At 68.5% G+C, this 10253-nt stretch carries 10 protein-coding genes and 1 tRNA gene; 3 read left to right on the top strand and 8 right to left on the bottom strand.

Annotation, left to right across the window (positions count from 1 at the left end):
• Positions 1-287: 287 nt before the first annotated feature.
• The gene (locus tag ACFW3L_RS17450) at positions 288-1526 is read left to right on the top strand and encodes an ABC transporter substrate-binding protein (RefSeq protein ID WP_378741552.1); all 1239 of its coding nucleotides are present in this window, start codon (positions 288-290) and stop codon (positions 1524-1526) included.
• 73 nt (positions 1527-1599) lie between these two features.
• Here ACFW3L_RS17450 and ACFW3L_RS17445 read toward each other — a convergent pair whose 3' ends face one another.
• The 5 genes from ACFW3L_RS17445 to ACFW3L_RS17425 form a co-directional block, all read right to left on the bottom strand.
• Positions 1600-2460: an ABC transporter ATP-binding protein gene (locus ACFW3L_RS17445; protein ID WP_378741548.1), complete on the bottom strand. Its 861-nt coding sequence runs from the start codon at positions 2458-2460 to the stop codon at positions 1600-1602.
• Positions 2453-3334, bottom strand: coding sequence for an ABC transporter ATP-binding protein (locus ACFW3L_RS17440; protein ID WP_378741546.1), 882 nt, complete (start codon positions 3332-3334; stop codon positions 2453-2455). Before ACFW3L_RS17440 ends, ACFW3L_RS17445 begins: the two co-directional genes overlap by 8 nt.
• Entirely contained in the window at positions 3324-4325 is a 1002-nt protein-coding gene (locus tag ACFW3L_RS17435; protein ID WP_378741544.1) for a branched-chain amino acid ABC transporter permease, read from the bottom strand. The genes ACFW3L_RS17440 and ACFW3L_RS17435 overlap by 11 nt, the downstream gene beginning before the upstream one ends.
• Positions 4326-4337: 12 nt before the next feature.
• Positions 4338-5903 (bottom strand): branched-chain amino acid ABC transporter permease, encoded by a 1566-nt coding sequence (locus tag ACFW3L_RS17430; protein WP_378741542.1) that lies wholly within the window; start codon positions 5901-5903, stop codon positions 4338-4340.
• Positions 5904-6231: 328 nt separating this feature from the next.
• Positions 6232-6801 carry an ANTAR domain-containing response regulator gene (locus ACFW3L_RS17425; RefSeq protein ID WP_378741596.1) on the bottom strand — a complete coding sequence of 190 codons (570 nt, stop codon included), beginning with the start codon at positions 6799-6801 and terminating at the stop codon, positions 6232-6234.
• Positions 6802-6962: 161 nt separating this feature from the next.
• On the opposite strand from ACFW3L_RS17425, the gene ACFW3L_RS17420 reads away from it, so the two are divergent.
• Positions 6963-7039, top strand: a tRNA-Leu gene (locus tag ACFW3L_RS17420).
• Positions 7040-7111: 72 nt separating this feature from the next.
• Entirely contained in the window at positions 7112-7927 is an 816-nt protein-coding gene (locus ACFW3L_RS17415; RefSeq protein WP_378741539.1) for a transposase, read from the top strand.
• Positions 7928-7953: 26 nt separating this feature from the next.
• Here the strand turns inward: ACFW3L_RS17415 and ACFW3L_RS17410 are convergent, their stop codons facing one another.
• The 3 genes from ACFW3L_RS17410 to ACFW3L_RS17400 form a co-directional block, all read right to left on the bottom strand.
• Complete coding sequence (locus tag ACFW3L_RS17410; RefSeq protein ID WP_378741537.1) at positions 7954-8400, bottom strand: VOC family protein; 447 nt, start codon at positions 8398-8400, stop codon at positions 7954-7956.
• Positions 8401-8462: 62 nt separating this feature from the next.
• Positions 8463-9350 carry a serine hydrolase gene (locus ACFW3L_RS17405; RefSeq protein ID WP_378741535.1) on the bottom strand — a complete coding sequence of 296 codons (888 nt, stop codon included), beginning with the start codon at positions 9348-9350 and terminating at the stop codon, positions 8463-8465.
• Positions 9347-10210, bottom strand: coding sequence for a LysR family transcriptional regulator (locus ACFW3L_RS17400; RefSeq protein WP_378741533.1), 864 nt, complete (start codon positions 10208-10210; stop codon positions 9347-9349). The genes ACFW3L_RS17405 and ACFW3L_RS17400 overlap by 4 nt, the downstream gene beginning before the upstream one ends.
• Between the last annotated feature and the right edge of the window lie 43 nt (positions 10211-10253).

The following is a 10253-nucleotide window of genomic DNA, read 5'->3' as shown; positions in this document are numbered from 1 at the left end:
GCACCATAGCGACAAAAACGGAGTTCGGCACCATAACCACAAAATGGGGCATCCCGGACATCGGATCGTCATCTGCCCGTTGACCCCCCCCCGCCCCCCCCCCCCCCCCCCCCCCCCCCCGGGGGGGGGGGGGGCCCCCCCCCCCCCCCACCCCCGGACCCGTCTGGACACGACCACCGCGAGACCCCCGGCACGGCCGCCACCCCGCGCGCCGTGCCTCGTCGTACACGGACCGGGCGGCCGCACGGCACCACACACCACGCTCCCCTCGAACGGACGTCCACGCCATGCCCACCCCACGGTCCCTCGCCCTCCCGGCGGCCACCCTCGCCCTCAGCCTCGCCCTCACGGCCTGCGGAGACACCCTCGACCTCGGAGACGACACCGCGGACGACACCGCGTTCACCTTCGGCCTCCTCTACCCCCAGACCGGCAGCCTCAGCTTCCTCGGGCGCCCCCAGACCGCCGCGGTCGACTACGCCATCGACGAGATCAACGCCGCCGGCGGCATCCTCGGCACCCAGGTCCCACCCCCCGTCGTGGCCGACGAGGCCGGAGACGCGGCACAGGCCCAACAGGCCGCCAACGACCTCGTCTCCGCCGACGTCAACGCCGTCATCGGCGCCGCCGCCTCCGTCATGACCCAGGCCAGCTACGCCACCATCACCGGCGCCGGAATCGCCCAGTGCTCCGGCTCCAGCACCGCCCCAGACCTCACCCGCGTCGACGACAACGGATACTTCTTCCGCACCGCCCCCAGCGACCTCCTCGCCGGACCCGTCCTCGCCCAACGCATCGTCGACGACGGCCACCTCGACGTCGCCGTCATCGCCCGAGCCGACGACTACGGCAACGGCTACCTCAACGCCGTCGAGACCGAACTCGCCGCCCTCGGCGCCAACGTCGTCCTCACCGAGACCTACGACCCCGACGCCACCAACTTCGGCGCCGTCGTCACCACCGCCGTGACCTCCGGAGCCGACGCCGTCGCCCTCATCTCCTTCCAGGAGGGCACCCAGCTGATGGCCGCCCTCATCGAGAGCGGCATCGAGAGCCAGTTCTACCTCACCGACGGCCTCAACGACCCCGACCTGGAGGCGACCATCGGCGCCGCCTCCACCGACGCCGTCACCGGCACCACCGGCGTCGCACCCAGCGCGAACAACCCCCGGTTCAACGAGGACCTACGCGCCTTCGACCCCGAACTCGACGCCTTCCAGTTCGCCCCGCACATCTTCGACTGCGTCACCGCCATCGCCCTCGCCGCGGAGTCCGCGAACTCCACCGACCCCGCCCAGTACGTCGACCACGTCGGAGACGTCACCCGACCCGACGGCACCGAGTGCACCAGCTTCCAGGAGTGCCGCGACCTCCTCGACGAGGGCCGCCCCATCGACTACCAGGGCATGAGCGGCAACATCGACCTCGACGACAACGGCGACCCCACCTCCGCCACCTTCGAGGTCTTCCACTTCGGCGAGAACGGCTACGAGATCCTGGAGTACGTCGAGTTCACCAACGACTGACCCCACCCAGGGACCGGACGCACGACAAGGGGGCGGGACCCACGACGGGTCCCGCCCCCCACACACGCCCGGATCAGCCCTTCGCGAGCGTCCCCAGGTACAGCTCGATCACGTTCGGGTCGTTCAACAGGTCCCGACCCGAACCCGTGTACGCGTTCCGACCCTGGTCCAGCACGTATCCCCGGTCACAGATCTGGAGGCACCGCCGCGCGTTCTGCTCCACCATGATCACCGAGACCCCGGCGGCGTTGACCTCCTTCACCCGCTGGAAGACCTCCTCCTGGTAGATCGGGGACAACCCGGCGGTCGGCTCGTCCAACAGCAGCACCGACGGATCCATCATCAGCGCCCGGCCCATGGCCACCATCTGCCGCTGACCACCCGACAGCGAACCCGCCTTCGCCCGGCGCCGGTCCGCCAGCAGCGGGAACAGCCCCGCCACCACCTCGAACCGCTCCGAGAACGACTTCGGCCGCAGGAACGCCCCCATCTGGAGGTTCTCCTCGATCGTCAGCGACGGGAACACGTTGCGCGTCTGCGGAACGTAACCCACGCCCCGCTCCACCAACGAGTGCGCCGCCAGACCCGCGATACTCGAACCCCGCAGCGTCAGACCGCCCTCACGCACCGGGATCAGCCCGAAGATCGTCTTGATCAGCGTCGACTTGCCCGCGCCGTTCGGCCCGATGATCGCCACGACCTCACCCTCGGTGAGGGTCAGCGTGCACCCGTTCAGGATGTTCACCCCGGGCACGTACCCCGCGACCAGGTCCCTGGCCAGCAACAGGTAGTCGTCCGGACCACCCACCTCCAGGGCCTCCGCCCGCGCCTGCTCCAGCACCTCCTCACGGTGCTCCTGCACGGCGGCGGCCTCCTCGGCCACGGCCGGGACCTCCTCGGGCTCCGGACGGATCCCGTCGTTCCCCTCACTCATCGCCACTCCCCTGGTCCTCGCCCTCCACGTCCTGGGCACCCAGGTAGGCGTCGATCACCTGCTGGTTGGACCGGATGTCCGAAGGACGCCCCTCCGCGATCACCTGACCCTGCGCCAACACCACGATCCAGTCGCTGATCCCCATGATCACGTCCATGTCGTGCTCCACGAACAGGACCGTCTTGCCCTCATCACGCAACGACGTGATGTGGTGCAACAACGACTGCACCAACGCCGGGTTCACACCCGCCATCGGCTCGTCCAGCATGATCATGCTCGGATCGGTCATCAGCGCGCGAGCCATCTCCAGCAGCTTGCGCTGACCACCCGACAACGCGCCCGCCATGTCCCGGCGCTTGTCGATCAGCTTGAACCGCTCCAGCAGCTCCAGCGCCTTCTCGGTGTTGACCTTCTCCTGACGGCCCCACACCGGACGCAGGAACGCACCCGCCATCCGCTCACCCGTCTGACCCGGAGCACCCAACAACATGTTGTCGAGCACCGTCATCCGCGTGAGCGCCTTCGTCAGCTGGAAGGTCCGCACCATCCCGGCCCGCGCCACCTGGTGACCACGGCGGCCGTTGATCCCCCTGCCCTCGAACGACCACTCGCCGCCGTCGACCCGGTCGAACCCCGTCAACAGGTTGAACAGCGTGGACTTGCCCGCACCGTTCGGACCGATCAGCGCCGTGATCGTCCCCCGCTGCACCTCCAGGTGCTCCACGTCCACGGCGGTCAGACCACCGAACGAACGCTTCACCCCGTCAGCCACCAGGATCGGATCCCGCTTGGCCGAACCCGGCTCCGGGACCGCCCCGGCCATCCGGTCGACCTCGGCACCCACCGCGGAGCCGTTCACCTCGTCACTTGACATTGATCAACATCTCCTTGCGGTCACCGATCAGACCCTGCGGCCGGAAGACGATCAGCAGCACCAACAACGCACCGACGAACGCCAACTGGATCGCACCGAAGTCCGGACCCGACAGGAACGGGAGGTAACCCTCACTGCCCAGACCGCGCAGCACCTTGTCCGTGAAGTTCATGAGGAACCAGAACACCATCGAACCCACGATCGGACCGAGCACACGACCCGCGCCGCCCAACAGCAGGATCACCCACAGGAAGAACGTCACCTGCGGCTTGAACTGGTCCGGCGCGATCGCACCCTGGTGCACCGCCATCATGCAACCCGCCAGGGCACCGATCAGACCGCCCAGAACCAGAGCCTGCATCTTGTACGCGAACACGTTCTTGCCGAGGCTGCGCACCGCGTCCTCGTCCTCGCGGATGCCCTTCACCACACGGCCCCACGGGCTGTGGATCAGCGCCCAGGTCAGCGCCGCCATCAGCGCCACCAGACCCCACGTCACCGTCATCAGCCACATGTGGCTGCCGCTGAACGAGAACGAACCGATCCCGTAGCGGCCCGCCGGGTCGAACAGCCCCAGCGCCAGGTTCCACTCACGGAACTCCGTCGACAGGTTCTGCAACCCGTACACACCGTTGGTGAGCGGCTCCGCGAAGCCCGCGCGGTACACCAACCGCAGCACCTCGGCCGCCGCGATCGTCGTGATCGACAGGTAGTCCGCCCGCAGCCGCAGCGTCGGCACACCCAGCAACAGCGCCAACACCACCGCGCAGGCCAGACCCACCAGGAACCCGACCAGCAACGGCAACTCGAACACCGCGACACTGATGCCGACGCCGTAGGCGCCCACCAGCATGAAGCCGACCTGCCCGAAGTTCAGCAGCCCCGCGTAACCGAAGTGCATGTTCAGGCCGATCGCGGCCAGCGCGTAGATCGCGGCCACCGGTCCCACCGCGGATCGGGCGGACTCGGCGAGGATCAAGAAAATATCCATCGTCTACCTCTCCTAGCCGACCCGCTCGCGCCGACCGAGCAGACCCTGGGGCCTGATCAGCAGCATGAGGATCATCAGGGCCAGAGCCCACGCTTGCATGAGCTGTGCGGGGAACCACAGGGTGGACAGCATCGCCACCAGACCCACGGCGACACCGCCGACCATCGCGCCGTAGGCCGTGCCCAGACCGCCCAGGATCACCGCGGCGAACATGAGCAGCAGCAGACGGAAGCCCATCTCGTAGTCCACGACCTGGTTCAGGCCGAAGAGCACGCCGCCCAGGGACGCCAGACCACCGCCGAGGAACCACACGTACAGCGTCACCCGGTCCACGTCGATACCCGACGACTCCGCCAGGTCCCGGTTGTCCGAGACAGCGCGCATCGCCTTGCCGATGCGGGTGAACTGGAGCATGCAGGCCACCAGCACCAGGACCACGACCGCGACGGCCATGATCACCAGGTCGCGCGGGGGCATCGAGATCGGGCCGATGTGCACCAGCTCCTGCACCTGGAACCCGGCGTACCGCTGACGGTTCGCGCCGAAGAGCACCAGGAGCACGTGCCGCAGCACCAGGGCCAGACCGATGGAGACGATGAACATCTGGATCAGGGCCACGTTGCGCCTGCGCAGCGGACGCCACAGGTAGCGCTCCATGGTGCTGCCGAGCACACCGCCCATGACCACCGCGATACCGGCCGCCACCCACAGCGGCACCTGCCAGCCGGGGTCGAGACCGAACAGGCCCATGAGCGTCGCCAGCGCGATACCGCCGATGACCGAGGACCACTGGAGGATGATCAGCGTCGTCCGGTTGAACCGGCCCTCCAGGAAGGCGCCCACCATGACGGCGCCCCCCAGACCGGCGAAGATCACCAGCAGGGAGTTGCCCAGCCCCGCGGCGCCGGTACTGAACAGCAGGGCCATCATCGCGCCGAAGGTGACCATGTCACCGTGCGAGAAGTTGATGACCTGCGTCGTACCGAAGATCAGGGAGAGGCCGATCGCGGAGATCGCGATGACCAGGCCGAACAGCAGACCGGCCGCGGTGAGCTGCGCGAAGCGCTCACCGAACCCGCCGCTGACGCCCTCGACCGCGACCGCCTCGTCCTCGGCGGCGGTGTCCTCCTCCGCGTCCTCGGACGCCTCGGCGTCCGGGGAGGGGGAGCTCTCGTCCTGGCCGGACGCGTCACCGGGGAGCTCCAACCCGATGAGGAGCAGCCTCTGCTGGTTGGGCTCGACCTCGACCTCGGCCACACCCTCGACGATGAGGCTCGTCTCGCGTACGGCGAACTCGCTGGGGACGGACTCCTGGTCCACCACTAGGCGGTAGTCGCCCGGTCCGGGCAACTCCACTTCCCACATTCCATCAGGGTCGGTCTCCACCGCATCGATCTCGTCATCACCCTGGAAGACCGTGATCAGGATGCCTTCGACACCCTGGTCCCGGTCGTCCGGCTGACCGATCTGACCGTGCAGCGACTCACCGCCCTGTTCGTCTGCCGTCGCCGCTGCCCCGGGGATCACCAGGAATGCGGTGATCAGGGCGAGCAACACGGTCACGAGGCGTGTGCGCACGCGCGCTCCTTGCGCATCTGAGGTTGGCGGCACCCGGATGGGAGGCATCCGGGGCCGCTGTCCTTTAGCTGTTCGGTGCGGTGAGTTTAGCCCGATTTATGCCGGTCATTCAGTGCCGCTTAAGCCACGTGACCCAACCGTCACCCCATTGTGCGCAAGCGTGATCAAACTGGTGCGGGATACGCGTTGACGCTGGACACATGTCCACGTTCCGGAGCCGCAACCTGCCGATCTGTAGGCTTTCCCGGGACCAACGGCCCCCTGGGCACGGGAAGGGGCCGCACCCGATCGGGTGCGGCCCCGGTTCAGCGCGGCGGGGGTCGGTCCGTTAGGAGGCCTGTCCCCCGAGCGTCTCGACGACCGTCTCGGCGACCTTGCGCATGGTCAGCCGACGGTCCATGGAGTTCTTCTGGATCCATCGGAACGCCTCGGGTTCGCTCATCCCGTGGCGGGTCTGGAGCAGGCCCTTCGCCTGCTCCACGAGTTTGCGGGTCTCCAGACGATCCTGGAGACTGCCGACCTCGGCTTCCAGCGCGGCCAGCTCGGCGTAGCGCGAGGTGGCCATCTCGATCGCCGGAACCAGGTCCGACTTGCTGAACGGCTTGACCAGGTAGGCCATGGCCCCGGCCTCGCGGGCCCGCTCCACCAGCTCCCGCTGGGAGAAGGCGGTCAGGATCACGACCGGGGCGATGCGCTCCCCGGCGATGCGCTCGGCGGCCGAGAGGCCGTCGAGCACCGGCATCTTGATGTCGGTGATCACCAGGTCGGGTTTGAGCTCCTGGGCAAGCCGGATGGCGGCCTCACCATCGCCCGCCTCCCCGACGACGGCGTAACCGTCCTCTTCGAGCATCTCCTTGAGATCCAGGCGAATCAGGGCCTCGTCTTCCGCGATCACCACACGGCTCTGCGTCCTCGTCACGTACACGAGGTTACCGAGATCCGCTAGTATGCTGACCGTTGGCCCCGGCAATCCGCGTCAATCGTGACTCCACCGTTGACCGAGCGACGCCGGAGCAACAGCAAAAGGAAATACAGAGAATGACTTGACACATCAGTCTCGCCCCGGTAGCCCAACCGGCAGAGGCCATGGTCTCAAACACCATCCAGTGTGGGTTCGAATCCCACCCGGGGCACCACAGCCACCTTCACGGGTGGCCTTTTTGCTGTTCAGGGGGCCTCTCCCAGAAATGTCAGATGCGTGAGCAATCATGCACGCTATGTACTCACCACATGTCAGGCGCGATGCCGTCTCCCTCGTCGACTCCGGGATCTCCCACGCGGAGGTCAGCCGTCGGATGGGGATCAACCGTTCCACACTTCGGGCGTGGACACGCGACCGTTCTCTCGTGGACAGGTACGCCGACACGGACCACTGCCCACGGTGCGAGCCGATCCCCGCCCCGCCAGGGCGCCGGGACGCCTACGGCTATCTGCTGGGCCTCTACCTCGGGGACGGGTGCCTCACCCCGGCGGGAGATCACACCAAGGGAGTCTGGCGGCTCCGGGTGATGTGCTCCGACGCCTGGCCCGGTCTGATCGAACTCTGCGCCGGGAGCATGGCCGCCATCCGCCCCGACCACAAGGTCTCCCGTGTCCCCTCCACGGGCTGCACGGAAGTGCACAGCAACTGGAAGCACTGGCCGTGCCTGTTCCCTCAGCACGGGCCGGGCAGGAAGCACGACCGCACCATCGCCCTGGAGCCCTGGCAGCGGGACATCGTCGAGGAGCACCCCGAGCAGTTCGTCCGGGGGCTGGTCCACTCCGACGGCAGCCGCGTGCTCAACCGAATCAGAAGGTCCCTGCCCGACGGCGGAGTGAAGCACTACGAGTACCCGCGCTACCACTTCACCAATGTCTCCGCCGACATCACCGCGCTGTTCACCGACGCCCTGGACCTGCTGGGCGTCCCCTGGAGGGTCCACACCATCAAGGGCAACGGAAGCCGCCGGGACAAGCACGTGGTGTCGGTGTCACAGCGGGACGCGGTGGCGCGGATGGACGCGTTCGTCGGGCCCAAGTACTGAGATCACCGCGCCCGGTAGGCGCGGACCTACTCCTCGCCCCGCCAGCGCCTGAGGTCCTCCTCGGTGATCTCCTGCATCGGTGTGGGCTCGGTGATGCGGAGGTGGTTGCCGAAGGGGTCGCGCAGGGCGCAGTCGATGCCGTAGGGCTGCTGGGTCGGTTCCTCGGTGAACGTGACTCCGCGCGAGCGCAGGGTGTCGTAGGTGGCCCGGCAGTCGTCGGTGTTGATGATGGCGGCGACGCCGAGGGCGCCCTTGGTGAGGAGTTCGCGGACCCGGGCGCCGTCCTCGTCCTCCGAGGGCACCTCCAGGAGGATGTGCCGGTCCGGGTCGGCGGGCAGGGTGATGGTGAGCCACCGCATGAATCCCATGTCGACGTCGTCGCCGACCTCGAACCCGAGTTTGCCGACGTAGAAGTCGAGGGCCTCGTCCTGGTCGAGCACGGTCACGGCGTGGATGGCGATCTGAGTGAGCATGCCTCAACGCTACGTCTGACCTGGTCTGTTGAGTTTCTACGGCACGTCAGTTTCGGGTCTGGTCAGGTGGCGCGGAGGTGGTCGCGGAGGGTGCGGGCGGCGCGTCCGATGAGGGCTTCGGCGGCGGGTTGGTGGCGGGCGGGGACGGAGGAGGCGGTGAGGGCGGCGATGGCGTAGGCCTCGCCGCCCCTGTGTTCGACGACGCCGACCTCGTGGCGGTGGTTGAGGACGCTGCCGGTCTTGGAGGACCAGGTGCTGGCGTCGGTGCCGAACTCGGGGGCGAGGCGGTGGCGGATGACGTTGTCGGCCATGAGGGAGCGCAGGCGGGCGGCGGTGTCGGGGTGGATGGTGGTGGGTTTCCACAGCGCCTGGAGGAGGTCGACGTGGGCGCGTGCGGAGCCGGAGTTGGCGCGGGTGACGTCGAGTTGGGGGATGCGGTGTCCGCGTCCGGCGCTGGCCGCCTGGATGGCGAGGGTGTGGGCGAGGTGGGTCTCGTCGGGGGCCAGGCGTTCGGCCGGGGTCTCGTTGAGGTCGCGGACGCGGTGGCGGACGGTGATGCCGTGGATGCCGTGGGCGCGGAGGATGTCGGTGGTCCGTGCGGGCGGGGTGAGGTCGAAGAGGGTGTCGGCGGCGACGTTGTCGCTGAGGCACATGGCGAGGTAGAGGAGGTCGTCGACCGCGACGGTGGCGGGGTGCCGGAAGCGGCCGAGGCCGATGGGTCCGGTGGTGGGGCCGCCGGGTGCGATCCGTACCGGGGTGGTGCCGTCGAGTTCGCCCCGCTGGAGGCGTTCGAGGGTGGCGAGGGCGAGGGGGATCTTGACGAGGGAGGCGGTGGCGTACTCGGTGTCGGGTTCGATGCCGATCTCGTGGCCGGTGTTGAGGTCGCGGACGAGGAGGGAGGCCTGGAGTCCGGCCTGTTCGAGTTCGGTCTGGAGTCGTTGGGTGATCACGGCGTGGCTCCGAGGCACTGGGCGATGTGTGGGTGCAGGTGGGTGCGGAGTGTCTCGGACTGTTCTCCTGTGGCGGTGTAGGTGCGGGTGGGTTGGATCTCTCCGATGGGGCGCCAGTGGAGGTTGAGGTCGTCGGCCTGGCGGGGTGAGCACAGGAGGAGGTCGTGGGTGGTGAGGACTTCGGCGGTGGCGGTGGTGAGGGTGGTGGCGCGGGCGATCTGGGTGGGTTGGAGTCCGATGGTGTCGCCTGTGTGGGTGAGCGGGTCGCGGATGTGGGGGGTGTCGTCCTCGGGCTGGATCCAGAGGCGGCGGGGCGGGGTGGTGTCGTCGCGGTGCGGGCGGAGGGTTTCGAGGTAGTGGGTGTTGGCGTCGGGAGGGTGGTGGGTGGCGAGGCCGAGGGGGACGGTCCAGTGCGCGCGGTCGGAGGGGACGGCGGTGAGGGCGGTGCGGACCTGGCGGGTGTGGAGGAGTTCCTCGCGTTGGGCGGGTGGCGCGGGGTGGGGGTCGAGGTGGAGGTCGTGGTTGCGGGCCTGGGCGGTGAGGTGGGCGAGGTCGTGGGTGGTGCAGGTGGTGGGGACGGCGAGGCGCAGGGGTGTGCGGCGGGCCTGGGCGGCGTCGTGTTCGAGGGTGTGGGCGAGGTCGACGAGGCGTCGTGCGGTGGGCAGGACGGTGTGGCCGAACTGGGTGAGGGTGGCGCGTCGTGTGGTGCGGTCGAAGAGGGCGGCTCCGAGGTGGTGTTCGAGGGCGGCGATGCGGCGGCTGGCGACGGGTTGGGGGATGCGCGCGGCGGCGGCGCCGAGGGTGAAGCTGCCTCGGTCGCTGACGTGGATGAAGGCGGTGCAGGCTCCGACGAGGTCCATGGTCTGAGGCTATGTCGAAATCGCATGGGTGTGGCTGTTTGTG

This window comes from Nocardiopsis sp. NPDC058789 (genome assembly GCF_042745575.1).
Classification (GTDB): domain Bacteria; phylum Actinomycetota; class Actinomycetes; order Streptosporangiales; family Streptosporangiaceae; genus Nocardiopsis; species Nocardiopsis eucommiae.
The sequence above is the reverse complement of the archived record's forward strand: the minus strand, read 5'-3'. Positions and strand labels throughout refer to the sequence as shown.